The following is a 23,123-nucleotide window of genomic DNA, read 5'->3' as shown; positions in this document are numbered from 1 at the left end:
ACTGTTACAATAAAGGATGAGCCGCCGTTTCTTAATCGCATGCGCCTGTCTGGCATCCCCGGCGTGGGCCGCTTCTCCGATTGGGGAGGTGGTGTGTAGCCCCTCTGCGGATATGCAGACACGGATGGAACGACAGTATGGCAGCGAGATGCAGGCCAGCGGACTGCGCGGCCGCGAGCAGGTGATGGAAGTCTGGACCGATCCGCAGGGGGACTGGACCATGGTTGTGCGCTACGCGTCCGGGACATCGTGCATCGTGGCCATGGGGGAGCATTGGACCGAGTTCGACCCCGATGATCCAGCCTAGTTACGGCGGAGGGGTCGCAGGCTGTCGACAAGGTCCTGATTGGCCTGCTCCCAGTCTTTGAAATTGAGATAGGCTGTCCGGGATCTTTGCGGCCCCGTAGGTTCACCCTCTGGCGCGAAGTGCGTTTTGACAGCCTCGTAGTGATCCATGCAGGCCATGACGTCTGCATGGCTCATGGGCAGGGTGGTCGCTGTCGTGGCGCACGCATAATAGAGCGCCAGCACGGTGAGAAATTCGGGCATGGGTCCTCGCTTCAGCGAAGAAACCTACCGCAACATCTGAAAAATAGCGTTAACTGACAGCGCAATACGGCCGATCAGAGACCGCCCGCAAATCATTCATTGTCAGTGGGATATGTCAGAGCAACTTCAGATCGCTGGCCATCTGCCGGCCATCACGTCCTTCTGATAACTCAAAGCTGACTTTCTGATCATCAGCCAGACCCGTCAGGCCAGATCTTTCGACCGCCGAAATGTGAACGAACACATCAGAGCCACCGCCCTCCGGGGCGATGAAGCCATAGCCTTTGGTGGTATTGAACCATTTCACGGTGCCATTTGGCATTAGTCCCGTGCCTCCTTTTGTACTACTTACCGCCCCAGCGATTCCGGGACAGCTTGTTCTTGCGATCGGAAACGCAATAAAATGACCAATCACACTTTAAGAGATTGATCATTCGATGTAAAAATCAAGCTAAACGGCGAAAATCTCGGTCAATTCGGCGTTTATTGGCATAAAAGCAGGCAAAATATGCAATTATTTGGACTCAAGAACTGCGACACCTGCCGCAAGGCCCTCAAGGCGCTGCCGGAGGCTAAGCTGGTCGATGTGCGATCCGAAGGGGTGCCGGAGGACGTGCTGAAAAAAGCCCTTGGGGCATTTGGCGATGCGCTGGTCAACACCCGGTCGACAACCTGGCGCGGTCTGGACGACGCGACGCGTGCGCAAGATCCCATCGTGCTGCTGAAGGCGCATCCAACCCTGATGAAACGCCCCTTGATCGTCAGTGACCGGGACATGCATCTGGGATGGACAAAGCCCGTGCAGGAAGCCTTAGGCGTGGTTTGATTGGACAGCGGGCGTGTTGCGGCGCAGCGCTGCGTCCAGCGAGATCGGGCCCGCGCCCTTGATCACCAGAACCAGCAGCACGAACACCCAGAAACTGCGTTGATCCATGATCAGGCTATCTGAAAAGCGGTCGAACCATGCGCCGAATGTTTCCTTGTGCTCCAACCCGCCGTGGCCGTAGAGATCGGTCAGCGATTGAACCACGATGAAGCCGACCATGCCAAGTGCGGCAAACCGGGTAAACAGCCCGATGACGATCAGGGCCGGCAGGATGAATTCGGCCCAGGTCCCGGCCACCGCAACAGCCCAGTGCCATTGTGACAGCTGCGACGTGTCATAGGTCACGGCTTCCATCGCCTTGGGGAAAATCTGAGCATATGCCCCGACAGAGGGTTGGAAAAGGCCCGCGAAACCCTCGCCCAGTTTCGTCAGACCGGACACCCAAAAATAGGTGAGCAACGTGCCCGCGAAAACGAGGCGCGCGAGGGTCGGTACCAGCCAGTCCGCGCGAGATAAACGATCTGATACCGCAGAAAAGAATGAACTCATTTATCTGTCCTTTGTTTTGGAGTCTGTCAGGGCACCCGATTGCAACGCGATGGTCAGGGCCTGTGCAAGATCGAATTTCGGAGTGGTTTGCAGGGCGTGATCATGAGCGTCGCGAAATGAGCGGCCCGCATCAAGTGCTTCCAGCCAATCCGCCGCCCCGGGAGGGAGCAGGTAGGGCGCCGGGTCGAAGTCCGGCCGAGCGATCAGAACGTCTTGCGCCATCACGCGGGGTTTTGCTCCGCCCTCCGCGGAGTTCATGCGCCAGATGTCAAACACCGGCCACGCAGACCGCAGAATGATGGCGGCAGGTGTCAACGCGAGGCGCAGGGCAATAAGCGTTTCCGGTGCGCATTGAAACGCGGACGGGTCGACAGCTGGCGTATCCGCCGCATGGTAGGAGCGGCGCATCGCGATATCGAGGCGCGCGCAGTCAGGCAGATAGCCGATATGCGTCAGCGGCTCGAAGCTGCCGAGGAATTCGGGCAGGGCATCGCCGTAATACATCATCAAAGGTGACGTCGGAGGATGTTTGCGCACGAAGTGCGCGGCAAGCGCATCGAAGCTTTGCGCCCCGATCAGCTTGCGGGTCAGGGGAAACGCATCATGCAGGGCCTGTGTCAGGGAGACAACGACATTGTTGCGATAGACTGAAAAGCGGCGGCCCGCAGGCGCGCCCGCGCCATCCTGAAGATCTGGCGGTACCGCGCGCTCCGCATCAAGCAGGGCCTCGCGAAATCTGCGTTGCACGGGGTTCATGCCACTAGTGCGAGCGCCTGCGCCGCACGATCAGCCTCGCTGCGCAAGGTTGTCCAGTCGGGGACGTCATTGTCCCACTCGACCAAGACAGGTCTGAGCCCGGTTTTGGCCAATGTCTTGTCGAGCAAGGCCCACACCGGATCGTCCACCGGTTTGCCATGGCTGTCGATCAGCAAGGGGGCGCCGTGATCGTCGGTATCCTCGTCATGTCCGCCCACATGGATTTCGCCGACCGCATGAAGCGGAAAGGCGTCGATGTAGCCGTCAGCCGACAGGCCAAGGTTCGTGGCCGAAACGAAAACGTTGTTCACGTCCAGCAGCAGCCCGCAGCCGGTGCGCCTCACCAGTTCGTTGAGAAAGCCGGTTTCCGACCAGGTGCTTTGGGCAAAGGACAGATAACTTGACGGGTTTTCCAGCAACATCTGGCGGTTGAGGGTCGTTTGCACCTGATCGATATGGTTGGCAACCTGTGCAAGCGTCTCGTTGGTGTAGGGGAGGGGCAGCAGGTCATTCAGGAACTGCCCGTCGTGGGTAGACCATGCCAGATGCTCCGAAAAGCTGGCCGGGTTGAGCCATTCGACGAGGTGCTTCAGTCGCGCCAGATGATCCGGATCAAGCGGCGTTTCACCCCCGATGCTGAGCCCGACACCATGCACGGATACGGCAAACCGTTCGGACAGAACCCGCATCTGGGCAAGCGGTCGGCCGCCTGCGCCCATGTAGTTCTCGGCATGAATCTCGATCCACTTCACCGGGCCCGGATCGGCGCGCAGATCGTCAAAATGCTGAGGTTTGTAGCCCACTCCGGCGTTGTTCGGCAGGCGGTCGATGCGTCGGGAATTATCTAGCATTCAAACCCTCCAGTCTTAGTCAACGCCAGTGTGGACCTGCTTTGAGAGGTCAGGCACACGCGACACGCCTGACGGCAGCGTTTCCGGATCAGGCCGGCAGATCGCGGTCCAGCTCTTCCAGCGAACCCTGGCGCGGTGTGCCATCTGCCATGTTCGGCAGTTCGATGTCCGTGCACGTGCCTGCGTCGACCAGTGTCCACGCGTTGCCCTGGTAGTCAACAACCGAGGTGCCAGCGCATGTTGTGCCAGGACCTGCTGCGCAATCATTTGCCCCTGCCACGGACACGCCATAGCATTTTTCCTTGGCTGCGCCCTGAGCGGTGGTGACTTGCGACGCCATGGCCGCGGCGACGGCTCCTGCGATGGCGACAGTCTTCATTGTATTCGACATGATTTCATTCCCTTGTTACGGACCATTGCGGCCAGATATAGGGCAAAATTATCTTTTGCACATCTAACATGCCACTCACGAGCCTGTGTGTCACATAGCTGTTAGAGCTTGTTGTGTCCAAGCGCAAAAATCGTGTCCATTTGCGCCGGACTGTAACACAAATGGCGGTCCGCACCCACAAACCGGCGCGCGAACCAACATTATATTACAACAGATCCGGCGGTGTGGCTTCGGTGCCTAACGCAGTTGTTATGGCATCAAGCGGCTGAACGCTCGTCTGCTTTTCGCCAAGCCGCCGCACGGTGACGGTGCGTTCGTCGACTTCCCGCGCGCCAACCGCAAGGATGACCGGCACCTTGCCTACTGAGTGCTCCCGGACCTTGTAGTTGATCTTTTCGTTTCGCACATCGGCCTCCGCTCGCACGCCCGCAGCACGTAGTTTGTCGACGACCTCGTGCACGTAGTCGTCCGCGTCGGAAATGATCGACGCGACCACGACCTGTCGCGGGGCGAGCCAGAATGGCAGTTTGCCGGCCGAGTTTTCGATCAGGATACCGATAAACCGCTCGAACGATCCCAGGCAGGCCCGATGCAGCATATAGGGACGGTGCTTTGCGCCATCCTCGCCAATGAAGGTAGCGTCCAATCGTTCCGGCAGGTTGGGATCGACCTGAAAGGTGCCACATTGCCATTCCCGGCCAATGGCGTCGGTCAGTTTGAAGTCGAGTTTGGGGCCGTAGAATGCGCCTTCGCCCGCGTCCAGCGTATAGGGATGGCCAGTTGCCTTGATAGCGTTTTCGAGCGCGGCTTCGACGTGATCCCAGCTTTCCTCGGATCCCACACGCTTTTCGGGCCGGGTCGCGAACATGATTTCGAAACTGTCGAACCCGAGGTCCTTGTAGACGGAGGACAGGTAGGTGATGAAGGCCGCGCATTCCGCCTCGATCTGGTCCTCGCGGCAGAAAATATGCCCATCGTCCTGGGTAAAACCGCGCACCCGCATGATGCCGTGCAACGCGCCGGAGGGTTCGTACCGGTTGCAAGATCCGAATTCAGCCATTCGAAGCGGCAGGTCGCGGTAGGATTTCAGACCCTGGTTGAAAATCTGGACATGGCAGGGGCAGTTCATTGGTTTCAGCGCGTTGATCGCCTTTTCACGGGCGTGCTCTTCGTCCACTTCGACGATGAACATATGCTCCTGGTACTTGTCCCAATGGCCCGAGGCTTCCCACAGCTTGCGGTCCACGACCTGCGGGGTGTTCACCTCCTGATAGCCCGCGGCGCGCTGTTTGCGGCGCATGTAATCCTGCAAGGTGGTGTAGATCGACCAGCCGTTCGCATGCCAGAAAACCTGGCCGGGCGCTTCCTCCTGCATGTGGAAGAGATCCATCTCGCGGCCCAACTTGCGATGATCGCGCTTGGCGGCTTCCTCCAGCATGTTGAGATGCGCGCGCAGCTTTTCCTTGCCGGTGAAGGCCACGCCGTAGATGCGTTGCAGCATCGCGCGGTCGCTGTCGCCGCGCCAGTAGGCCCCCGCAATCGACATCAGTTTGAACGCATCGCCGGGCACCTGCCCTGTGTGCTGCAGGTGCGGCCCCCGGCAAAGGTCCTGCCAGTCGCCGTGCCAGTACATGCGCAGCGGCTCGTCGCCGGGAATGGCGTCGATCAGCTCGACCTTGTAGGGCTCGTTGTTGTCCGTGTAGTGCTTGATCGCGCGCGCGCGATCCCAGACCTCTGTCCGGACCGGGTCGCGCTTGTTGATGATCTCTTTCATCTTCTTTTCGATCAGGCCGAGGTCTTCCGGGGTGAAAGGATCTTCGCGGTCGAAGTCATAATACCAGCCGTCCTTGATCACCGGGCCGATGGTGACCTGCGTATCCGGCCAGATTTCCTGCACCGCACGGGCCATGATGTGGGCCAGATCGTGCCGCACCAGTTCGTTGGCCTGTTCTTCATCCTGCATGGTGTGAATGGCAATGCTGGCATCCGCATCAATCGGCCAGGCGAGATCAAAGTGCATGCCGTTCACGGTTGCACTGATTGCCTTCTTGCGCAGCGAGGTCGATATGCTTGCCGCGACATCGCCAGCGGTTACACCAGCCTCGTATTCGCGCGCGTTACCATCGGGAAAAGTGAGAGAGATCACATTGTCTTTTGGGGCCATCCTGGGCGCTCCTCGTCGGTTTGGCGCCTACGAGACGCCCGGTTGCGGGTTGATGCGCGATCTAATGAAGGCTGCCCTCGCGACAGTCAAGCTTGCCGTGCAAGATGTATACCGAAGAATACGTTGACTGCGACATTTCACGTGTTAAATCCGACATAAGCCAAGCCAGATTTTTGCTCACCGGGGGAAATACATGCCGCGTTATAACAAGACGTTCGAGTTGAGTATTCATGATGTCGATCTGATCGAAGAAGCACTGCGCGCGCGCGGACGTGAATTGTGCAAGATGCGGCGTGCCTTGTCGGATGAAAACCCGGCCGATCTGCAATCGGTGACGGTGATCGAAGCTGACCAGCGTGAAAACGAGGAATTGCTCGGTCGTTTGCACAATCAGAAGATTTTCTATCGTCCCGGGGCTTCACCCTACGTGAGCGGCTGACCCCACCGGGACGGGTTACATCGGCCTACGCCGCATAAGCCGCGTACGCCATGATCAGGCAACACAGCCAGCCACCGACAAAGATCATCGGGCGCAGCGGGAACCTTGCGACGCCTGAGATCATGCCGAGCGCATGGGCAACGCGGAGCCAGAAGAATGCGATGGCGGTCCAGAAGGTGAGTGCCGAGTAGCCGCCAAGGCGATCCACGACCAGCACGAGCAGCGCGAATGGCAGTAACTGTTCGAGCAGGTTGAGGTGCGCACGGTGCGCGCGGTGCACCCAGTCGGGAAATCCCGTGAGCGGGGGCGGGCGCGCAAAATCATCAACGCCTTCCTGGGGGTGAATGTTCACACCCACGATGTACGGAATCCACAGCGATGCCGCGAGAACGGACAGCATGATGACAATGCCCAGCTCGGTTGAAAGAGTTCCGGCCTCCATCGCTCAAGCCTCCGCCTCTAGCGGCGCGAACTTGACGGCCTGACCGGTTTCCAGCCATGTCTTCAGCCCTGCCAGCGTCCGGTGCCATCCGTCGGCCACGCCTTCCTGTCCGGCGGGCACGTCGTAGTGTTCCAGGGTCAGCAGGCAGTTGTCGCCCTGCGGGTCGATAATATAGACGAAACGCGATGTTTCGAGCGGCACATCCGGCCCCGCCCAATGCGGTTCGAACGTGCTTTCAATGCGCGTTTTCGGTGTCAGTTTCGTTTCGGTGCAGATCAGCATCAGGTTGTCATCAGGCGTTCTGAAGATCAGCGCGTTGCCTTCCCGCGTGCATGTGCTTGAGACGAAGTTGTAGGCGGCGTTTGCCTCCGGGTCCGTCAACGCATGCCACAGCGCATCCTGCGTGCAGTGAATAAAGGTCTGCATCATGAAATCTGGTTTGGTCATCTTCGGTGTTCCTTCAAGTTGTGATTTCAGATTAAGCACCGCTCGTGCCGCCGGTTGTTGAAGCAACGGCTCCACCCAGCGATCTATCGCTTCCTGAAGCGGAAGCGCGTTGAGGTAGTGGTACTTGAACCGGCCTTTCTTGTGGGTCACGATCAGCTTCGCCTCTTCCAGAACGCCCAGATGCTTCATGACACCAAAGCGCGTCATATCCAGCTGGCCCTGCAGGTCCTGCAGGCTCTGGCCTGGTTTCGCACGCAGGCTGTCAAGAAGCGTGCGGCGGGCCGGGTCAGCAAGAGCTTTGAAAATCGAATCCATGAAATCCTTATAGGTGATTAAATAGTCACGTGACAATATGGTAACCTATAAAAATTTCGATGTGGGGATTGCAGCGCAGATCGGCTTGCGCGCATGATCCCGCAAATAAGGGAGCACCCATGACCACACCGCGTTTTCACGATGGCCCGGACGGGCGTCGGCTGGCCTATCACCTGACGCCCGGTCGCGGCCCCTGGATCGTTTTCCTGGGCGGGTTGAAATCAGACATGGAAGGCACGAAAGCCCTGCATCTGGAGGCGTGGGCGCGGGCCGAGGGCCGTGCCTTCCTTCGGTTCGACTATTCAGGCCACGGCCAGTCGTCGGAACGATTCGAGGACGGGTCAATTGGGGATTGGTCACAGGACACCGTGGCGATCATCGACGCGCTGACCGAGGGACCTGTGCTGCCGGTCGGGTCCTCCATGGGCGGATGGCAGGCATTACTTCTTGCCAAGCGACGGCCAGAACGCATCATCGGCATGGTTACAATCGCCGCGGCCCCGGATTTTACCGAAAACGGCTATTGGAACAGCTTCTCCGACGAACAGAAATTGAAGCTGCAATCGGAGGGGCGTATCGCCCTTCCCTCGGACTACATGGACCCGTACATCATCACGTGGCGGATGATCGAAGACGGGCGTAACCAGCTCGTCTTGCAGTCACAACTGGATCTGGCTTTTCCGGTCCGGTGCCTGCAGGGGACCGCAGATACTGCGGTCAGTACTGAGACCGCCTTGCAGCTTTTACACCATGCCAGCTGTCCTGATATGCGCCTGATGCTCGTCAAAGACGCGGATCATCGTTTTTCGGATGGTCCCTGCCTGGGTATCATCGAAGACGCTGTCAGTGAGGTTCTGGCATTGGTTGAATAGGAGAAGAACATGGAACAACGGGTAAGTCTGATCACTTTGGGTGCAAAGGACATGGACGCTTTGGCCGGTTTCTATGATGCTCTTGGGTGGCAGCGTATCGACACGCCGGACGCGGTGATTGCCTATGATCTGATCTGTCAGACACTTGGGCTTTACCCGCTGGACAAGCTGGCGGAGGATATCGGTGTGCCCCTGTCGTCCCTTGGCTACGGTGCGTGCACGTTCGCGCACAACCTGCGCACCAAGGAAGAGGTCGCACCGCTGGTGGCAAAGGCGGAAGCGGCCGGCGCCAAAATTCTCAAACCGGCGCAGGATGTGTTCTGGGGAGGGCATCATGCGTATTTTGCCGATCCCGAAGGCCATATCTGGGAAATTGCTTACAATCCGTTTTCACCGCTGCGCGCGGATGGTGCGTTTCGCTGGACCGGTTATGGAGAGGGCTGATGCGCAGTCCCAAAAGCATGTGGAGTCTGGAAACTCTGGGCCGGGTACGCCTGTCCAGACACTTTTACATGCGGGATTTTCTCTACTCCGAGATCAGCAATATCCACGGCATCCCGAACGTGCCGCCGGATCCCGATCTTGCCATCAGAAACGGTCGGATGCTCTGTACAAAACTTCTGGACCCGTTGGAGGAAACCTTCGGCCGCCTCGCAATCCGGTCAGGATACCGTTCCCCGACGCTCAATGGCTATGGCAACGTCAACAGGCTGAACTGCGCATCGAACGATAATCCGATCGAATGTCACATCTGGGATCGTGATGACGGGGACGCGGCGATTGCAGGTACATCCCTTGCGATACCCTGGTTCACGGACAGATACGAAAACGGGCGCGACTGGCGGGATCTGGCGTGGTGGATTCACGATCACCTTCCCTATTCCGACCTGTGGTTTTTCCCCAAGCTGGCGGCCTTCAACCTGGTGTGGCGACCCGTCGCCCAGCGAACGATCTCCAGCTACATTGCTCCGCGGGGCATGTTGTTGCGGCGCGGTACCGAGCCTTCAGAGCCGCTGGGGGCTCGGCAGGCGCGTTACGCGGATTTTCCACCGTTTCGGGGCATCAATTTCCCGTAAAACTAGAGCACATTGTGGATAAATGGAAAGTTACACACAATATGTTGATTGACCGTTGACCATCGAGAAGACTTGGTCATGGTGTCCGATAGCGTCATCTTGGGGGATGATTGATGGGCCGATTGATCGTATTTTTTATATTTGCATTCTGCATGAGCGGCGGCAGCGTATTTGCAAAGTCATGCGGCGGTAGCTACCGGGTCGCGCCGGGTGACAGCCTGTCGCTGATTGCCTTGCGGATCTACAAGGACGCCGGACACTGGACCGCCCTTCACGCGTGGAACAGGGCCGTTATCGGGGACGATCCGGATACGATCCTGGTCGGCACGGATCTGCGATTAAGTTGCATCGACGGTTTGCCACGCACCGACGCGATCTCGGAAATCTCGCCCCCCGCAACACCGCAAAGAGAGCCTGCCACAACAGAAGCCGCCGTGGTGGAAGAGGTGGCGGTCGCGCAGGAAGCAGTCATTGCGGACGGAGAAACGCCCACCAAGCCGGCGACCCCGGCCACGCCACCACCGATCAGGCTTGTCACGGGCGATGGACAAGAACCGTTTTCAGATCACAGCCTGACCGGTGGCGGCATGTTGACCGAGGTCATGGCCGCCGCATTGAGGGAAAGTGCGGATGTCAGCGGGTTTGAGACGTTTCGGATCAACGATTGGGGGTCGCATTTTGACCCCTTGTTGAACGATGGGCTTATGGATGTGTCGTTTCCATGGCCCCGTCCGCCCTGTACTGACTTGTCTGTTCATATAGCGTGCGAAGACATTCTGTTCTCTGACCCGATGTTCGAAATGCTCATGCTGATGTTCGTTCAGGTTTCGGCCCCGGTGCCCTTCACCGGTGCTGCCGACATGATTGACCGGCGCGTATGTCGTCCTGCCGGGCGTATGGTTTTCATGCTGGACGAGGGTGACAGGAACTGGGTGCGCGATGGCACGGTGGACCTGGTGCGTGCGCCGACGGTTGAGAGCTGTTTCGATCTTCTTGCAGGTGGTGGTGTGGACGCGGTTGTGATGAATGAATTTACTGGTCGCCTTGCTGTTGAACGGATGGGCCTCTCAGATCAGGTTGAGGGTCTGGCGAACGCGCCTCTCGGTATCGTGACGCTGCATGCCATAGCCTCCAGACAAAACCCGAACGCCGACAGTGCAATAGCGGCGGTCAATCGCGGTCTTCGGGCAATTCGCCGGTCCGGTGACTATCAGCAGATTGTTGATCGGCATCTGAAAAAAGTCTGGTCCGGGTTATGAAACCGATGAACAGGAGCGGCATCATTGCGCTTTGCGCGCTTTTGGCTGGGTCAGCAGGGAGCGCGCGCGCCGACGTAAGCATGCTCACCGGTTCGAATTATCCCCCTTTCACACAGATCGACTGGCCGCAACAGGGGATGGTCACGGAACTGGTGGCGGCGGCGATGGCGGAAAGCCCGGAACCCGAGCGCTACCGGATTAGATGGCGTGATGACTGGGCGACGCATCTGGACGCGATCAGGGACAAATCCTACGACATGGGTTTTCCGTGGTACCGGCCAGATTGCGCGACCTATCAGCAGGACGATGCGCGCTGTGTCGACTTCCATTTCTCAGACCCGGTGGTCGAGCTGGTGATTTTAATGTTCGTGCGGGCGGATAACGAGTTTCCCTTCACGCAGGATGCCGACATCGAGGGGCGTACCCTGTGCCGCCCATCTGGCTATTTCACGCATGATCTGGACCGACCCGGCCGCGGGTGGCTGACGCGCGATGTGGTCAAACTGGTGCAGCCCGACACGCCCGAGGCCTGTTTTAATCTGCTGATGGCCGGCGAGGTGGACGCGGTCACTGTGAATGAATTCCTCGGCGTTCAGCAGATGTTCAAGGCGCAGCTGACGGAAGCCGTAGTCCCGTTGCCCAGACCGGTTTCAACCCAGTCGCTGCATGTGATCATTTCCAAAACGCACTGGCGTGCGACGTCGTTGCTGTACCGTTTCAATGCCGGTCTCGCCCGGTTGAAACAATCGGAGGCCTATGCGGAAATCGTGTCTCGCCATCTTGCGTACTACTGGGAGCAGTTGAAAGGCTGAGTTTCGCCCGACTGTACGTGTTCCAGACCTTGTGGATACGCGTATTGCGGGTAATGATGCTGCGCGGGTCATGGTTGCAGCGGGGCAGAGAGTGGACAGATTTTTCCGTCAGGACACCGGAGATCGCCGCGATGCCTGAACCCTTGGTTCTTTTGCCGGGCATGATGTGTGACGCGCGCTTGTTTGGTCCGCAGATCGCGGAACTGTCTGCCGAGATGGCCGTCATGGCGGCCCCGATTACGCAGGGCGAACGGGTCGAGGAGATCGCGTCGGCATTGCTTGACCAATTGCCCGCCCGGTTTGCGCTTGCGGGGTTGAGCATGGGCGGGATCGTGGCGATGGAGATATTGCGCCGCGCGCCGGACCGGGTTTCACGCATTGCGCTGATGGACACAAATCCGCTCGCTGAAACGCCGCAGGTGGCCGCCGCGCGTGAACCCCAAATCGTTGCTGCGCGAACCGGGCGCATGCTGGAGGTGATGCGCGAAGAGATGAAGCCGAATTACCTTGCTCCGGGTCCGCATCGAGGGGACGTGCTCGACCTGGTGATGGACATGGCCGAGGCTTTAGGGCCTGAGGTATTTGTGCGACAGTCGCGCGCGCTCCAGCGCCGGCGCGACCAGCAGAGCACGCTGCGCAAGTGCAAAATCCCGGCGCTGGTCCTGTGTGGTGCGCATGATGCGCTATGCCCGGTCAAACGCCACGAATTCATGTCTGAACTCATCCCCTATGCGACATTGCGTGTCATGGAGCAGTCCGGACATCTGCCAACGCTGGAGCAACCGCGCGAGACAACGCAGGCGCTGCGCGACTGGATGGGGCTTCCGATGGTGCTGCGCTAGGGTGAGACTAGGCCGCGGCGTTCTTGTTTGCGGGTTTGCGCTGTTTCCCGGCTGGCTTGCTGCTGTTTGCATCGATGAACTCCAGCACCAGGGGCCGGATGTTCCTGCGCCAGCTCTTCCCGGCAAAGATGCCGTAGTGCCCCGCGCCGCTTTCGACATGGCTGGCTTTCTTGCTGTCGGGCAGGCCAGTGCACAGGTCCAGCGCGGCAATACACTGGCCGGGGGCGGAGATATCATCCTTTGACCCTTCGACCGTCTTGACAGCAACAGTCGTGATTTTGCCGATATCAACCAACTTGCCGCCCACGGTGAAACTGTTGCTGGCGATCTCGCCGTTTTTGAAAATGCGCTCCACCGTGCTGAGGTAGAATTCAGCGGTCATGTCCATGACGGCAAGATACTCGTCATAAAACCGGTTGTGTTTGTCATGATCCGCGGCCTCACCGCGCGCGACCCGGCCGATCTGGTCGCCGAAGGCCTTGGCGTGTGTTTCTGCGTTCATCGAGATGAAGGAAGACAGCTGCAGCAGTCCGGGATAGACCATGCGCCCGACGCCGGGGTATTTGAAGCCCACCCGCTGGATCATCAGTTCTTCCAACTGACCCATTGTGACGCGGTGGCCAAAATCCGTCACGTCGGTGGGGGTTGCGTTGGGATCAATCGGACCGCCAATCAGCGTCAGGCTGCGTGGCTGGGCTTTTGGATCTTCCTCGGCCAGATAGGCGGTCGCCGCCAGCGTCAGCGGCGCCGGCTGACAGACAGCGATTACGTGGGTGTCCGGGCCCAGGGCGCGCATGAAATCCACCAGATAAAGCGTGTAGTCTTCGATATCGAATTTTCCGGCGCTGACCGGAATGTCGCGCGCATTGTGCCAGTCGGTAATATACAGATCCGCATCCGGCAAAAGGCTGATCACCGTGGACCGCAGCAGCGTCGAATAGTGCCCGGACATCGGTGCGACAAGCAGCACTTTGCGTTTGGGCACGTCGCGTCCCGGCACCACGAAATGCAGCAGATCGCCGAAATTGCGCTCGATGACGATCTCGGTGCTGACGACGTGATCTTGTCCGTCGCTTGATGGCACAGCCGGAATGTTCCAGTCCGGCTTTACGATCATGCGCTGAAAAGTCCGCTCCGTGACCTCGCCCCAGGCCTGCATCCAGGCAAACGCCGGGTTTGGAATCATGGAGAAAGCGGGGTATGCTCCCATGGCGAGCGCCGTTGCGCCGAGCCATTGGTTCGTGTTGCGAATGGTCTCCATCAGGTCGTATGTTGCCATATAGCGCATAGGGGTCTCCTTGTTACAATCCGGGCGCACCGGTACATGCAGTCGCTTCGCCCCCTGAAGCCAACGACGTTATGCTGCAACTGCGAACATACGAGGGAAAGGTTAACATGACAACACATTCTGACAGTGACGTGATCCCCTCCGGCGAGACGCTTGAGAGAATGACGGAAAATCTGAAAAAAGTGGAGGACCTGTCAGGACGTTTGCAACGGGTTTTGACGAACCGCCAGACCCATAACCCCGCGTTAGATGGGCCGAATCAGGAACTGTTCGGCCGGGCAGCGCAGGCTTACTGGGCCGAAGCTGTCAGCAACCCGGCCAAGGTGTTCGAACACCAGATGTCTTATTGGGCCGACACGATGAAGCAGTTTGTGCAGGCGCAGCATGAGTTGTCGAAGGGTCAGTTGGCCGCACCGGCAGATCCGGGGCCGAAGGACCGGCGCTTTGCAAATCCTCTCTGGGACTCGCACCCGTACTTCAACTACATCAAAAAGCAGTACCTCATTAACGCCGAGGCGCTGCAGACTGCCGTGGAGAACGTGGAGGAACTTGACCCACATGAAAAGAACCGGCTGACGTATTTCGCGCGCCAGATCGTCGATATGATGTCACCGACAAATTTTCTGGCCACCAATCCCGATGCGCTCGAGCGGGCGATTGAAACCGAAGGCCAAAGCCTTGTTCAGGGACTGGAAAACCTGATCAGTGATCTGGAAGCCAACAAGGGTGAACTGGTCGTCAAGTTGGCGGACGAAAATGCCTTTGAGCTGGGGCGAAACATCGCGACATCACCGGGCAAAGTGGTGTTTCGTAACCGGATGATGGAGCTCATTCAGTACGAGGCGACAACCGAAGAAGTCTACAAAACGCCGCTCGTGATCTTTCCACCCTGGATCAACAAGTTCTATATCCTCGATCTGAAGGCGCAAAACAGCCTTGTTAAGTGGCTGGCGGATCAGGGTTACACGGTCTTCATGGTATCCTGGGTCAATCCTGATCCGACCTATCGGGACATCGGGATGGAGGATTACATCGAGGATGGGTATCTCGCTGCGATCAGCGAAATCCAGAAAATCACCGGTGAAAAACAGGTAAACGCTGTCGGATACTGCATCGCGGGCACGACGCTCTCCCTGACGCTATCGTTGCTGAAACAGCGCGGCGACAAATCGGTGAAATCGGCGACCCTGTTTACCGCGCTGACGGATTTCTCCGACCAGGGCGAATTTGCCCCCTTCCTCACGAATGACTTTATCGACGGGATTGAAAAGGAAGTCGAAGACAAGGGTGTCCTGCCGTCCGTGATCATGGCGCGGACCTTCTCGTTCCTGCGGTCCAACGATCTGATCTACGGCCCTGCAATCAAAAGTTACATGATGGGAGAGACGCCGCCGGCCTTTGACCTACTCTACTGGAACGGGGACGGGGCGAACCTGCCCGCGAAAATGGCGATGCAATATCTGCGCGGGTTGTGCCAGCGTGACGAACTTGCGCAAGGCGGGTTTGACTTGATGGGTCACAAACTGCGTCTTCAGGACATCGAGGTCCCGCTGTGTGCCATCGCCTGCGAGACGGATCACATCGCAGCCTGGAAGGACAGTTACCGCGGCGTTCGGCAAATGGGATCAAAGGACAAGACGTTTATCGTCACGCAATCGGGGCATATCGCGGGCATTGTCAATCCGCCGACCCGCAACAAGTACGGGCATTATACCAACCCCGATCTGAGCCTCGATCACGCGGACTGGTTGCAGGATGCGGATTTCACCGAAGGCTCATGGTGGCCTCGCTGGGAAAGCTGGCTGAAAAAGCGCTCTGGCAAGAAAATTCCTGCCCGCATTCCGGGCGATTCGGAGCATCCGGTTTTGTGCGATGCGCCTGGAACATATGTTGCAAAGAAGGCAACGCTCTGAATTTCAAGGGCTTTTACCTGACAGATAGAATAATGCTGCGGTGCAGAAAAAATACTTGAAATGCCGCGCTGCAGCATGTATATCCTTTTGCAGACGCAGAAGCGCGGGATGTTCCCGCAAGCGACAAAAGGATTTTCGAGATGACAAAGACACCTGACCTGACCGCCGTATTCAAAGACGTCATGGGCGCATTCCCTGTTGACACAGCTGCTTTTGAAGATGCCTTCAAAACATCTGCAACACTGAACGAGAAACTGTCCGGCGTGGCCCTGACAGCTGCTGAGAAATCCACAGCGATCTCCAGCAAATGGACCCAGGAAACACTCGCCAAGCTGGCAGAGATGTCGAAAGCAAAAAAAGAGCCGGTTGACTACGCAAAAGCAATGACCGACTTCGCGTCCGCATACTCCGAAACAGCTGCTGAGCACATGGCGGCATTCGCAGAAGTTGCGAAAAAAGCGCAAATGGACACAGTTGAGCTGATGATGGCTGCTGGCAAAGACATGAGCGAAGATGCAACGGCCGCTGTCAAAAAAGCGACAACCGAAGCAACTGCCGCTGTCAAAAAAGCAGCTACAGCCAAGTAATACGGTTTATAGTTTAGCGCCTAACTCCTCCCTGAATGGCGCAAACTAGAAGGGCGGGCTTCGTAAGCCCGCCCTTTCTTTTTACAAAACTGTGTCCTAAGCTGCAGTGCAGCGCAGGATGAGGGAGATTTCTTGTGGCCGAAAAAGACAAACCATTGCTCATCAAGCGATATGCAAGTCGGCGTCTCTACAACACGGAAACCAGCGACTACGTCACGCTGGAAGATATCGCCAGCCTGATCCGCGAAGGCCGCGAGGTTCAGATCGTGGATCTGAAGTCAGGCGACGACCTGACACGCCAATACCTTCTTCAAATCATTGCCGAACATGAAAGCCGGGGCGAAAGTGTTCTGCCCGTTGACGTCCTGAATGATCTGGTGCGCAGCTACATGACACCGGGCGCCAGTGTCGTGCCTCAATTCCTGCAAGCCTCCTTCGAGATGTTGCGGGATGGGCAGTCCCAGATGATGGACAAGATGAATGCGATGAACCCGATGGCGAAAATGCCCGGGTTCGAATTGATGCAGGCGCAGCAAAAAGCTTTCATGAAGGCGATGACAGGTGGCCTGGGCGGCGCCAGCGGATGGAGTGCACCGGAAGAGGACAGCAACGCCGCAGGTGAAGACGGCGGCGAAGATCTCGACGCGATCAAAAAGCAGTTGGCGGAACTTCAGGACAAGCTGTCCAAGCTGAAGTGATGTCAGGCGACGGCTGACTTCGGCGCGCGGATGACCTTGTCGAGTGTGGTCAGCAGTACATCTGCAACCGCATCCAGTTCCGGTCGCCTCAATCGCACGGGCAGGCGCACGTCGCAGGCATGCATCAACATGTTCCGGGTCTGCGGCAGCTCCGGTAATTCTTTCAGAAACTGCCAGTTCCAGAAGGCTCGCGCATTGTCCGTGCTTTGCCCGAACACCTGCACGGTCACGCCCGCCTCGGCCGCACGGCGCGAGAACGCGGCGATGGTTGCATCGTCCAATCCGACAAGATTGAACTGAATGCTGTCGGGCGCCCGTTCCTCGCCCTCCAGCGGCGCGGGCACGTCGATGTAAGCCGATTGCATCAGGCGGTCAGCGACGTAGTCATGGTTGCGGCGTCCATCGCGGACGCGCCTTGGCAATTCTTCCAACTGTGGCCGTACGAGGGCTGCTGAAAGGTTGTTGAGGCGCAGATTATAGAGTGGCAGCTTGTTCTGATGCCGCCCGAACGCCTCCAGCAGGACCGGGTGCTTTTTCCAGTTATGCTCGTAAGCGCCGGACATGATGATGGCGCGGGCCACGAGATCCGCATCGTCCGTGATAAGAATGCCGCCTTCACCCGCATTGACCATCTTGTAGGACTGGAAGGAAAAGCATCCCACTTTGCCGATGGTGCCGATCTTTCGGCCCCGCCACAGTGTGCCCAGCGAATGAGCCGCGTCCTCGATCACCGGAACGCCGGCATCCTCACACAGCGCCATAATCGCATCCATATCGGATGTATGCCCGCGCATGTGGCTGATGATGACAGCCGAAATATTATCTGTCAGCCGATCAGCGAAGTCGTCGAGATCAACGCGGTAATTATCGCCCACTTCGCACAACACCGGAACGCAGTCGGCGTGAACGATCGAAGACGGCACAGCCGCGAAGGTGAACCCGGGGATAAGGACACGCGCATCCCGTGGTAAATCCAGCGCTTTCAAGGAGAGGAACAGGGCTGCTGAACACGACGAAACCGCGAGGGCGAACTTGCTGCCCATCAGCTTCGCGAATTCGGCTTCCAGCAGCGCAACAGGCGCATCGGAGGGGGCCGTGTAGCGGAACAGGTCTCCGGTTTGCAGGAGGCGCTCAATTTCTTCGCGCGCTGCGTCCGGGATGGCTTCTGCCGCATGCATGTCCGGAAGGCTCATATTCGAATTTCCTTAATTGATGTTTTGGAAATTCTAAATCAATGACCCGGCCCAACCAAGTGAATCTTTTGCAACGTGCCGAAACGTCAGAAACCCAGCCGATCCCGCAGCGCATACCAACTCATCGCCAGCACCAGCAAGGGCGTGCGCAGCGCACCGCCACCGGGGAAAGCAGGGGTCGGAATGGCCGCCATCGTGTCAAAACCGTCCGTCTCGCCCTGAATAGCCTTGGCCATCAGCTGCCCGGCATGGGTTGCTGTCCCGACGCCATGACCGGAATATCCGGACGCTGACAGAATGTTCGGCGCTACTCTGGCCAGGTAGGGGAACCGTTTCATCGTAATGCCGAGCGTGCCGCCCCAGGCAAAATCGATTTTGACATCCTTGAGGTGCGGGAAGACGATCTGCATGGGCTTTCGGACAACAGCAGAAATATCGGATGGGAAGCGGTACCCGTAGCTTTCGCCACCGCCAAACAGCAGGCGTTTGTCGTGAGACAGGCGGAAGTAGTTGACCACGAAGCGACTGTCGGCCACCGCGATATCCTGCGTCAGCACCTCTTGCGCCCGGTTCTCCAGCGGTTCGGTTGCGACGATGAAGTTATTGATGGGCATCACCCGGGCGGACACGGCGGGCGCCAGCGACGACAGATATCCGTTGCACGCCAGGATCACGTGATCCGCGACCACGCGACCGGCATCTGTGCGCAGAGTGACCCGTTTTCCGTGATCCAGGTGATGCACGCAGGAGCGTTCGAAGATTTGGGCACCCGCGGCGCTTGCGGCCCGCGCCAAGCCCACAGTCAGTGCCAGAGGATGCAGATGCGCAGCGCCCCGGTCCAGAAGCCCGCCCTTGTAGTCGGGAGAGGGGCAGAGGGCGTGACAGGCGTCAGCGTCCAACGCCTCGATCTGATCATAGTCGTAGCGGTTCTGAAGCACCGCAGCGTAATCGTGAAGCCCGGCAACATCCGACGCGGTCGATCCGGTCCAGGCGACACCCGGCTTGAGATGGCAGTTGATGTTATGTTTGGCGATCAGGTTTTTAACGAGCGCCTTGGCATCTTCCCCGAGGTCCCACAGGGCCCGGGCAGTTTCACGCCCGGCCATTTTTTCCAGAGCCTCCTGATCGACCCGCTGCCCACTGCCCAATTGACCGCCATTGCGGCCGGAGGCGCCGAACCCCACACGGTGAGCGTCCAGCACCACAACGCGGCGACCGGCTTCGGCCAGGTGAAGCGCTGCCGACAGCCCGGTGTAGCCCGCCCCGACGATGCAGACATCGGCGTCGACCTGACCTTTCAGGCTGTCGAAGGGGGGCATGGCATCTGTACTGGCCGCATACCAACTGGGCGGGTATTCACCGGTTTTATCGTTGGCAAACAGGAGGTTCATCGCAAGAGCGCCTTTGCACGAGTAGTCAACAGTTCAGCCCGCGCGATCACCGGCTCACACGTTCAGCAACAGGTGTTCGCGTTCCCACGGGGAGATGACCTGCAGGAACTCGTCGTATTCTGCCCGCTTCACGATGGAGTAGACGCGCGCAAATTCCGTGCCCAGCACCTCGTGCAGATCGGTTGCTTCTTCAAACAAATCCAGCGCTGACCCAAGCACACGCGGGATATCTCCGTCACCGTCATAGGCATCGCCCTTGAATTCAGCGGCTGGGGCCTTGCCCTGTGTCAGCCCAAGGTATCCGCAAGCCAGACTGGCGGCGATGCCAAGGTAGGGGTTGCAATCCATACCAGCCAAACGGTTTTCCACGCGGCGTGCTTCCGGTCCTGCCAGGGGAATGCGAATGCCGGTGGTGCGATTATCCCGACCCCACTCAAGATTGATGGGGGCAGCGTGATCTTTCACGTAGCGGCGGTAGCTGTTCACGTAGGGCGCGATCACCGCCAAGGCGGCGGGCATGTGATTTTGCAGCCCCGCGATGAAGTGCGCGAAGGCATCGGTTTCTCCGGCGTCCTTGTCGGAAAAAATGTTCTGTCCTGTTTTCGTATCCAGAACGGAGTGGTGGATATGCATGGCGCTGCCCGGTTCGTCCGCGATGGGTTTGGCCATGAAGGTTGCGAAACAATCATGTCGCAGCGCCGCTTCGCGGATCAGCCGTTTGAAGTAGAACACCTCGTCCGCCAGTTTGACCGGATCGCCATGGCGCAGGTTGATCTCCAACTGGCCGGCGCCGCCTTCCTGCGTGATACCGTCAATCTCAAACCCCTGGGCTTCGGCGAAATCGTAGATATCGTCGATCACCGGGCCGAACTCATCGACCGCGGTCATGGAATAGGCCTGCCGGGCGGCAGCCGGGCGACCGGAGCGCCCCATCATCGGCTTGATGTCATGGGCAGGATCCAGATTTCGGGCGACCAGGAAGAATTCCATCTCCGGGGCGACGACGGGTTCCCATCCCTTGTCACGATATAGCTGGCAGACGCGTTTCAGCACATTGCGTGGGCTGAAAGGCACCGGCACATCGGCACGATCATAGGCGTCATGGATGACCTGCAAAGTCCAGTCGCCTGTCCATGGAGCTGCCGAGGCCGTGCTCATATCCGGTTTGAGGATCATATCTTTTTCGATGAAACCCTCCTCGCCGGCGGCTTCGCCCCAGTCGCCGGTGATGGTCTGGTAAAAGATACTGTCAGGCAGGTGAAAATAGTCCTGACGCGCGAATTTCGACGCTGGCACGGCTTTCCCGCGCGCAATGCCGGGCAGGTCGGAGATGATACATTCCACTTCATCCAGCCTGCGCCCTTCCAGATACACCTGCGCCGCAGCGGGCAGTTCTTGAGTCCAATCGGCCATCAGGCCCTCTCTTTCTTGAAAAATGACGCCATGGTTTCGGCAATCAGATCCCGGTCTGTCGGCGCACCGAGTTTTTCCGTGGCCTGCGCCAGCAGGGTTTCCGGCACAACCCCCTTGCCACGTGTTCTGATCAGCCCGTCAATGAAATCGGCTTCGTACTCTGGATGGGGCTGGATCGTCCAGATCCGGTCATCGTAGCGCAGCGCCGCATACTGGCAGAACGCATTGCTGGCGATAACAACGGCACCGTCAGGCTTTTTGACAACCTGATCCTGATGCCATGCATTTATGGCAATTGTCTTGTCGTCCATCCGGTATTCGGTATGCCCGACGGACCAGCCGCCTTCGAATTTCTCGACCCTGCCCCCCATGGCCTGCGCAATGACCTGATGACCGAAACAGACGCCGATCATCGGGCGTTTCGCCGCGTAGGCGTCGCGGATGAAGTCTTCCAGCGGGGATATCCAGCCGTGCGCCTCATAGGCTCCGTGCTTTGACCCGGTGATCAGCCAGCCATCGGCGTCATGCACAGTTTTCGGGAAGATACCGTCAACAACAGACCACCCCTGAAAGGTAAACCCGTGCCCGTCAAGCAGGCGGGCGAAATACGCGTCGTAGGTTCCATTCGCCATCAATGCGTCGGGCGGATGTCCGGTGATCAGAATGCCTATCTTCATGGGGCTCACACCGTATCCAGATATATGGTGACCTGCTCTGACGGGCTGAGTTCTTGCATGTAATGCAGTTCCTGCCGTTTGGTCAGCACAAGATTACGGATCATCTCGGGCGCGAAAATCCGCGCGATTTCAGGGCTGGCCTCGAAACTGTCAATCGCGGTTTTCCAGTCTCCCGGAATCTGTGGAAGCTCCGCCGCGTAGGCGTTTCCGGTGATTGGTTTTGGGGGCTCGACAGCATCCTCAATACCGTTGATGGCGGCCCCCAACACGGCGGCCAGCATCAGGTACGGATTGACATCACCTCCCGCGACCCGGTGTTCGATACGCCGTGCCGCCGGGCTGCCAGAGGGAATGCGGATAGCGGATGTACGGTTCTCGTAGGCCCAGCTGATGCCGGTCGGGGCGTGTGACCCCGGCACCATCCGGTCAAAACTGTTGGCATGGGGGGCAAAGATCAAAGCAGAGCCGGGCATCGCGCTCAGGCAGCCCGCCACGGCATGCCGCAGCATGTCGGTGCCTTCGGGGCCACCGTCGTCAAACACGTTATTGCCTTCATCATCCAGAACCGAGAAGTGCACGTGCAGGCCCGATCCGGAGTAATCCTCATAGGGCTTGGCCATGAAACTGGCGGCAAACCCATGTTTGCGCGCCATGCCTTTCACCAGCATCTTGAAAAGCCATGCATCATCTGCCGCGCGCAGGGCGTCGTCGCAATGCATGAGGTTGATCTCGAACTGCCCCAGGCCCGCTTCTGAAATCGCCGTATCTGCCGGGATGTCCATCTCTTCGCAGGCATCGTAGAGATCGGTAAAGAAGGTATCGAACTGATCAAGAGCCCGCAAAGACAGGATTTCGCCTGCAACCCGGCGTTTGCCGGAACGTGGCGAGGGGGGCACTTGCAGTTTCCGCCCGGAATCGTCGATCAGAAAGAACTCCAGCTCGACGGCGCAAACCGGGGTCAGCCCACGCGCTGTGTACCGTTCCAGAACAGCGCGCAGGGCGTGGCGCGGGTCCCCTTCATAGGGGCGGCCATCTTCGTGAAACATCCATATCGGCAGTAACGCTGTGGGGGCATCCAGCCATGGCATCGGCATGAACCCCCGTTCCGTTGGTTTCAGGACGCCATCCTTGTCACCGCTGTCAAAGACCAGCGGGCTGTTGTCGATATCCTCGCCCCATATGTCCAGATTGAGGACCGACATCGGGAACCGTGTGCCGTCTTCGACAGCCTTGTCGGCGTATCGCGAAGGGATGCGCTTGCCACGGGCCTGTCCATTGAGATCGGAGGCCGCGACACGGATGGTGCGGACTTGGGGGTTCTTGCGGAGCCAGTTCTTCATAATTCACCAAGGTGGTGGGCTGGCAAAAGGCGC

At 58.5% G+C, this 23,123-nt stretch carries 27 protein-coding genes; 12 read left to right on the top strand and 15 right to left on the bottom strand.

The genetic code is table 11. The annotated features are described in order from the left end of the window. Nucleotides 1-124: 124 nt before the first annotated feature. Nucleotides 125-307 carry a hypothetical protein gene (locus KX928_RS24155; protein ID WP_257884011.1) on the top strand — a complete coding sequence of 61 codons (183 nt, stop codon included), beginning with the start codon at nucleotides 125-127 and terminating at the stop codon, nucleotides 305-307. Here KX928_RS24155 and KX928_RS21100 read toward each other — a convergent pair. Then, nucleotides 304-549, bottom strand: a complete 246-nt coding sequence (locus tag KX928_RS21100; protein ID WP_219506685.1) for a hypothetical protein — start codon at nucleotides 547-549, stop codon at nucleotides 304-306. The two genes, KX928_RS24155 and KX928_RS21100, sit on opposite strands and share 4 nt — an antisense overlap. Before the next feature lie 115 nt (nucleotides 550-664). Further along, nucleotides 665-871, bottom strand: coding sequence for a cold-shock protein (locus KX928_RS21095; RefSeq protein ID WP_195820234.1), 207 nt, complete (start codon nucleotides 869-871; stop codon nucleotides 665-667). Between the two features lie 186 nt (nucleotides 872-1,057). On the opposite strand from KX928_RS21095, the gene KX928_RS21090 reads away from it, so the two are divergent. Beyond that, nucleotides 1,058-1,375, top strand: a complete 318-nt coding sequence (locus tag KX928_RS21090; RefSeq protein WP_219506675.1) for an arsenate reductase family protein — start codon at nucleotides 1,058-1,060, stop codon at nucleotides 1,373-1,375. On the opposite strand, the gene KX928_RS21085 is transcribed toward KX928_RS21090, so the two are convergent. The 5 genes from KX928_RS21085 to thrS form a co-directional block, all read right to left on the bottom strand. Then, the gene (locus KX928_RS21085) at nucleotides 1,361-1,924 is read right to left on the bottom strand and encodes a DoxX family protein (RefSeq protein ID WP_219506673.1); all 564 of its coding nucleotides are present in this window, start codon (nucleotides 1,922-1,924) and stop codon (nucleotides 1,361-1,363) included. The genes KX928_RS21090 and KX928_RS21085 overlap by 15 nt on opposite strands. After that, a complete protein-coding gene (locus KX928_RS21080) occupies nucleotides 1,925-2,680 on the bottom strand; it encodes an HvfC/BufC N-terminal domain-containing protein (RefSeq protein ID WP_219506672.1) in 756 nt (251 codons plus the stop codon). Beyond that, nucleotides 2,677-3,531, bottom strand: coding sequence for an MNIO family bufferin maturase (gene bufB, locus KX928_RS21075; RefSeq protein WP_219506670.1), 855 nt, complete (start codon nucleotides 3,529-3,531; stop codon nucleotides 2,677-2,679). The genes KX928_RS21080 and bufB overlap by 4 nt, the downstream gene beginning before the upstream one ends. 88 nt (nucleotides 3,532-3,619) lie before the next feature. After that, nucleotides 3,620-3,922, bottom strand: a complete 303-nt coding sequence (locus KX928_RS21070; protein WP_219506668.1) for a BufA1 family periplasmic bufferin-type metallophore — start codon at nucleotides 3,920-3,922, stop codon at nucleotides 3,620-3,622. A gap of 205 nt (nucleotides 3,923-4,127) precedes the next feature. Beyond that, nucleotides 4,128-6,086, bottom strand: coding sequence for a threonine--tRNA ligase (gene thrS, locus KX928_RS21065; protein WP_219506666.1), 1,959 nt, complete (start codon nucleotides 6,084-6,086; stop codon nucleotides 4,128-4,130). 193 nt (nucleotides 6,087-6,279) lie between these two features. On the opposite strand from thrS, the gene KX928_RS21060 reads away from it, so the two are divergent. Continuing rightward, nucleotides 6,280-6,525: a hypothetical protein gene (locus KX928_RS21060; RefSeq protein ID WP_219506664.1), complete on the top strand. Its 246-nt coding sequence runs from the start codon at nucleotides 6,280-6,282 to the stop codon at nucleotides 6,523-6,525. 25 nt (nucleotides 6,526-6,550) lie between these two features. Here the strand turns inward: KX928_RS21060 and KX928_RS21055 are convergent, their stop codons facing one another. After that, the gene (locus KX928_RS21055) at nucleotides 6,551-6,967 is read right to left on the bottom strand and encodes an MAPEG family protein (protein WP_219506662.1); all 417 of its coding nucleotides are present in this window, start codon (nucleotides 6,965-6,967) and stop codon (nucleotides 6,551-6,553) included. A gap of 3 nt (nucleotides 6,968-6,970) precedes the next feature. After that, a complete protein-coding gene (locus KX928_RS21050) occupies nucleotides 6,971-7,729 on the bottom strand; it encodes an ArsR/SmtB family transcription factor (RefSeq protein WP_219506660.1) in 759 nt (252 codons plus the stop codon). Between the two features lie 119 nt (nucleotides 7,730-7,848). Between KX928_RS21050 and KX928_RS21045 the strand changes: the two genes are divergently transcribed. From KX928_RS21045 to KX928_RS21020, 6 genes are all read left to right on the top strand, one after another. Continuing rightward, nucleotides 7,849-8,601: an alpha/beta fold hydrolase gene (locus tag KX928_RS21045; protein WP_219506657.1), complete on the top strand. Its 753-nt coding sequence runs from the start codon at nucleotides 7,849-7,851 to the stop codon at nucleotides 8,599-8,601. A 9-nt stretch (nucleotides 8,602-8,610) separates the two neighbouring features. Then, a complete protein-coding gene (locus KX928_RS21040) occupies nucleotides 8,611-9,045 on the top strand; it encodes a VOC family protein (RefSeq protein ID WP_219506655.1) in 435 nt (144 codons plus the stop codon). Nucleotides 9,046-9,062: 17 nt separating this feature from the next. Further along, nucleotides 9,063-9,677, top strand: a complete 615-nt coding sequence (locus tag KX928_RS21035) for a hypothetical protein (RefSeq protein WP_219506925.1) — start codon at nucleotides 9,063-9,065, stop codon at nucleotides 9,675-9,677. 152 nt (nucleotides 9,678-9,829) lie between these two features. Further along, nucleotides 9,830-10,936 (top strand): transporter substrate-binding domain-containing protein, encoded by a 1,107-nt coding sequence (locus KX928_RS21030; RefSeq protein WP_219506654.1) that lies wholly within the window; start codon nucleotides 9,830-9,832, stop codon nucleotides 10,934-10,936. A gap of 80 nt (nucleotides 10,937-11,016) precedes the next feature. Beyond that, complete coding sequence (locus tag KX928_RS21025) at nucleotides 11,017-11,748, top strand: substrate-binding periplasmic protein (RefSeq protein ID WP_219506652.1); 732 nt, start codon at nucleotides 11,017-11,019, stop codon at nucleotides 11,746-11,748. Nucleotides 11,749-11,879: 131 nt separating this feature from the next. Next, entirely contained in the window at nucleotides 11,880-12,590 is a 711-nt protein-coding gene (locus KX928_RS21020; protein ID WP_219506650.1) for an alpha/beta fold hydrolase, read from the top strand. Nucleotides 12,591-12,597: 7 nt separating this feature from the next. Here KX928_RS21020 and phaZ read toward each other — a convergent pair whose 3' ends face one another. Then, the gene (phaZ, locus tag KX928_RS21015) at nucleotides 12,598-13,878 is read right to left on the bottom strand and encodes a polyhydroxyalkanoate depolymerase (protein ID WP_219506648.1); all 1,281 of its coding nucleotides are present in this window, start codon (nucleotides 13,876-13,878) and stop codon (nucleotides 12,598-12,600) included. Between the two features lie 107 nt (nucleotides 13,879-13,985). Between phaZ and KX928_RS21010 the strand changes: the two genes are divergently transcribed. The 3 genes from KX928_RS21010 to phaR all read left to right on the top strand — a co-directional run bounded on the left by KX928_RS21010 (nucleotide 13,986) and on the right by phaR (nucleotide 17,076). After that, nucleotides 13,986-15,791: a PHA/PHB synthase family protein gene (locus tag KX928_RS21010; RefSeq protein WP_219506645.1), complete on the top strand. Its 1,806-nt coding sequence runs from the start codon at nucleotides 13,986-13,988 to the stop codon at nucleotides 15,789-15,791. 140 nt (nucleotides 15,792-15,931) lie between these two features. Then, complete coding sequence (locus KX928_RS21005) at nucleotides 15,932-16,378, top strand: phasin family protein (RefSeq protein WP_219506643.1); 447 nt, start codon at nucleotides 15,932-15,934, stop codon at nucleotides 16,376-16,378. A 134-nt stretch (nucleotides 16,379-16,512) separates the two neighbouring features. After that, complete coding sequence (phaR, locus tag KX928_RS21000; protein ID WP_219506641.1) at nucleotides 16,513-17,076, top strand: polyhydroxyalkanoate synthesis repressor PhaR; 564 nt, start codon at nucleotides 16,513-16,515, stop codon at nucleotides 17,074-17,076. Between the two features lie 2 nt (nucleotides 17,077-17,078). On the opposite strand, the gene KX928_RS20995 is transcribed toward phaR, so the two are convergent. From KX928_RS20995 to KX928_RS20975, 5 genes are all read right to left on the bottom strand, one after another. Next, nucleotides 17,079-18,269: a DegT/DnrJ/EryC1/StrS family aminotransferase gene (locus KX928_RS20995; RefSeq protein WP_219506639.1), complete on the bottom strand. Its 1,191-nt coding sequence runs from the start codon at nucleotides 18,267-18,269 to the stop codon at nucleotides 17,079-17,081. Nucleotides 18,270-18,355: 86 nt separating this feature from the next. Further along, nucleotides 18,356-19,660 carry an NAD(P)/FAD-dependent oxidoreductase gene (locus KX928_RS20990; RefSeq protein WP_219506637.1) on the bottom strand — a complete coding sequence of 435 codons (1,305 nt, stop codon included), beginning with the start codon at nucleotides 19,658-19,660 and terminating at the stop codon, nucleotides 18,356-18,358. Between the two features lie 54 nt (nucleotides 19,661-19,714). Beyond that, a complete protein-coding gene (locus KX928_RS20985; RefSeq protein WP_219506635.1) occupies nucleotides 19,715-21,073 on the bottom strand; it encodes a glutamine synthetase family protein in 1,359 nt (452 codons plus the stop codon). Next, complete coding sequence (locus KX928_RS20980; protein WP_219506633.1) at nucleotides 21,073-21,750, bottom strand: type 1 glutamine amidotransferase; 678 nt, start codon at nucleotides 21,748-21,750, stop codon at nucleotides 21,073-21,075. The genes KX928_RS20985 and KX928_RS20980 overlap by 1 nt, the downstream gene beginning before the upstream one ends. Before the next feature lie 5 nt (nucleotides 21,751-21,755). Further along, nucleotides 21,756-23,090, bottom strand: coding sequence for a glutamine synthetase family protein (locus tag KX928_RS20975; protein WP_219506631.1), 1,335 nt, complete (start codon nucleotides 23,088-23,090; stop codon nucleotides 21,756-21,758). Nucleotides 23,091-23,123: the final 33 nt, after the last annotated feature.

The organism is Roseobacter insulae (assembly GCF_019375555.1).
In the GTDB taxonomy this organism is placed as follows: domain Bacteria; phylum Pseudomonadota; class Alphaproteobacteria; order Rhodobacterales; family Rhodobacteraceae; genus Roseobacter; species Roseobacter insulae.
Note: the sequence above shows the minus strand (reverse complement) of the source record. Positions and strands in the feature narration are given on the sequence as shown.

What these genes read in the sequence shown, in the direction of transcription:
- KX928_RS24155 (WP_257884011.1), top strand. Translation starts at nt 125, where the DNA reads ATGGAACGACAGTATGGCAGCGAGATGCAGGCCAGCGGACTGCGCGGC.
- KX928_RS21100 (WP_219506685.1), bottom strand. Translation starts at nt 549, where the DNA reads ATGCCCGAATTTCTCACCGTGCTGGCGCTCTATTATGCGTGCGCCACG.
- KX928_RS21095 (WP_195820234.1), bottom strand. Translation starts at nt 871, where the DNA reads ATGCCAAATGGCACCGTGAAATGGTTCAATACCACCAAAGGCTATGGC.
- KX928_RS21090 (WP_219506675.1), top strand. Translation starts at nt 1,058, where the DNA reads ATGCAATTATTTGGACTCAAGAACTGCGACACCTGCCGCAAGGCCCTC.
- KX928_RS21085 (WP_219506673.1), bottom strand. Translation starts at nt 1,924, where the DNA reads ATGAGTTCATTCTTTTCTGCGGTATCAGATCGTTTATCTCGCGCGGAC.
- KX928_RS21080 (WP_219506672.1), bottom strand. Translation starts at nt 2,680, where the DNA reads ATGAACCCCGTGCAACGCAGATTTCGCGAGGCCCTGCTTGATGCGGAG.
- bufB (WP_219506670.1), bottom strand. Translation starts at nt 3,531, where the DNA reads ATGCTAGATAATTCCCGACGCATCGACCGCCTGCCGAACAACGCCGGA.
- KX928_RS21070 (WP_219506668.1), bottom strand. Translation starts at nt 3,922, where the DNA reads ATGTCGAATACAATGAAGACTGTCGCCATCGCAGGAGCCGTCGCCGCG.
- thrS (WP_219506666.1), bottom strand. Translation starts at nt 6,086, where the DNA reads ATGGCCCCAAAAGACAATGTGATCTCTCTCACTTTTCCCGATGGTAAC.
- KX928_RS21060 (WP_219506664.1), top strand. Translation starts at nt 6,280, where the DNA reads ATGCCGCGTTATAACAAGACGTTCGAGTTGAGTATTCATGATGTCGAT.
- KX928_RS21055 (WP_219506662.1), bottom strand. Translation starts at nt 6,967, where the DNA reads ATGGAGGCCGGAACTCTTTCAACCGAGCTGGGCATTGTCATCATGCTG.
- KX928_RS21050 (WP_219506660.1), bottom strand. Translation starts at nt 7,729, where the DNA reads ATGGATTCGATTTTCAAAGCTCTTGCTGACCCGGCCCGCCGCACGCTT.
- KX928_RS21045 (WP_219506657.1), top strand. Translation starts at nt 7,849, where the DNA reads ATGACCACACCGCGTTTTCACGATGGCCCGGACGGGCGTCGGCTGGCC.
- KX928_RS21040 (WP_219506655.1), top strand. Translation starts at nt 8,611, where the DNA reads ATGGAACAACGGGTAAGTCTGATCACTTTGGGTGCAAAGGACATGGAC.
- KX928_RS21035 (WP_219506925.1), top strand. Translation starts at nt 9,063, where the DNA reads ATGTGGAGTCTGGAAACTCTGGGCCGGGTACGCCTGTCCAGACACTTT.
- KX928_RS21030 (WP_219506654.1), top strand. Translation starts at nt 9,830, where the DNA reads ATGAGCGGCGGCAGCGTATTTGCAAAGTCATGCGGCGGTAGCTACCGG.
- KX928_RS21025 (WP_219506652.1), top strand. Translation starts at nt 11,017, where the DNA reads ATGCTCACCGGTTCGAATTATCCCCCTTTCACACAGATCGACTGGCCG.
- KX928_RS21020 (WP_219506650.1), top strand. Translation starts at nt 11,880, where the DNA reads ATGCCTGAACCCTTGGTTCTTTTGCCGGGCATGATGTGTGACGCGCGC.
- phaZ (WP_219506648.1), bottom strand. Translation starts at nt 13,878, where the DNA reads ATGCGCTATATGGCAACATACGACCTGATGGAGACCATTCGCAACACG.
- KX928_RS21010 (WP_219506645.1), top strand. Translation starts at nt 13,986, where the DNA reads ATGACAACACATTCTGACAGTGACGTGATCCCCTCCGGCGAGACGCTT.
- KX928_RS21005 (WP_219506643.1), top strand. Translation starts at nt 15,932, where the DNA reads ATGACAAAGACACCTGACCTGACCGCCGTATTCAAAGACGTCATGGGC.
- KX928_RS20995 (WP_219506639.1), bottom strand. Translation starts at nt 18,269, where the DNA reads ATGAGCCTTCCGGACATGCATGCGGCAGAAGCCATCCCGGACGCAGCG.
- KX928_RS20990 (WP_219506637.1), bottom strand. Translation starts at nt 19,660, where the DNA reads ATGAACCTCCTGTTTGCCAACGATAAAACCGGTGAATACCCGCCCAGT.
- KX928_RS20985 (WP_219506635.1), bottom strand. Translation starts at nt 21,073, where the DNA reads ATGGCCGATTGGACTCAAGAACTGCCCGCTGCGGCGCAGGTGTATCTG.
- KX928_RS20980 (WP_219506633.1), bottom strand. Translation starts at nt 21,750, where the DNA reads ATGAAGATAGGCATTCTGATCACCGGACATCCGCCCGACGCATTGATG.
- KX928_RS20975 (WP_219506631.1), bottom strand. Translation starts at nt 23,090, where the DNA reads ATGAAGAACTGGCTCCGCAAGAACCCCCAAGTCCGCACCATCCGTGTC.